The sequence below is a fragment of the Staphylococcus sp. HMSC13A10 genome, assembly GCF_001808005.1.
Lineage (GTDB): Bacteria > Bacillota > Bacilli > Staphylococcales > Staphylococcaceae > Staphylococcus > Staphylococcus pasteuri.
The window spans coordinates 219,513-220,450 of record NZ_KV791842.1; the positions used below are offsets into that span (position 1 = coordinate 219,513).

1 protein-coding gene is annotated in these 938 nt (G+C 42.5%); it reads left to right on the top strand.

The window, feature by feature from the left end; all coding sequences use genetic code 11:
• A partial coding sequence (locus tag HMPREF3125_RS03310) for an Ig-like domain-containing protein (protein WP_256278061.1) occupies positions 1 to 938 on the top strand: 938 nt, incomplete at both ends.

The window sequence follows — 938 nt, forward strand, 5'->3', positions numbered from 1 at the left end:
AAGATAAAACAATTACTGGAACAGCAGAACCAAACTCAACAGTCACAGTAACGTTCCCAGACGGCACAACAGCAACTGGCACTGCAGATGATGAGGGTAACTATGTGATTGATATCCCAGCTAATGAAGATTTAAAAGGTGGAGAAACATTACCAGTTACAGCGACAGATAAAGCAGGCAACACATCTGATAAAGCAACAACAACAGTGACAGATACTACAGCACCGACAGTACCGTCTGTCAATCCAGTGACAAGTGACGATACACAAATTACTGGTAAAGCTGAACCAGGTTCAACAGTGACAGTAACGTTCCCAGATGGCACAACAGCAACTGGTACTACAGATGATAATGGTAACTATGTAATAAACATTCCTGCGAATGAAGATTTAAAAGGCGGAGAAACGTTACCAGTTACAGCGACAGACAAAGATGGTAATAAATCAGAGCCAGCAACAACAGTGGTAACAGACACAACAGCGCCATCTGTACCGACAGTGAACCCAGTAACAAGTGAAGATAAAACAATCACAGGTAAAGCCGAGCCAGGTTCAACAGTAACAGTAACGTTCCCAGACGGAACAACAGCGACAGGAACTGCAGATGATAATGGTAACTATGTCATCGACATTCCATCTAATGAAGACTTAAAAGGTGGAGAAACATTACCAGTTACAGCAACAGACAAAGATGGAAATAAATCTGATAAAGCAACAACAACAGTCGCAGATACAACGGCACCAACAGTACCAACTGTGAACCCAGTGACAAGTGAAGACAAAACAATCACAGGTAAAGCCGAGCCAGGTTCAACAGTAACAGTGACGTTCCCGGATGGCACAACAGCGACAGGAACTACAGATGACAATGGTAACTATGTTATAAATATACCTGCGAATGAAGACCTAAAAGGTGGAGAAACATTACCAGTTACAGCA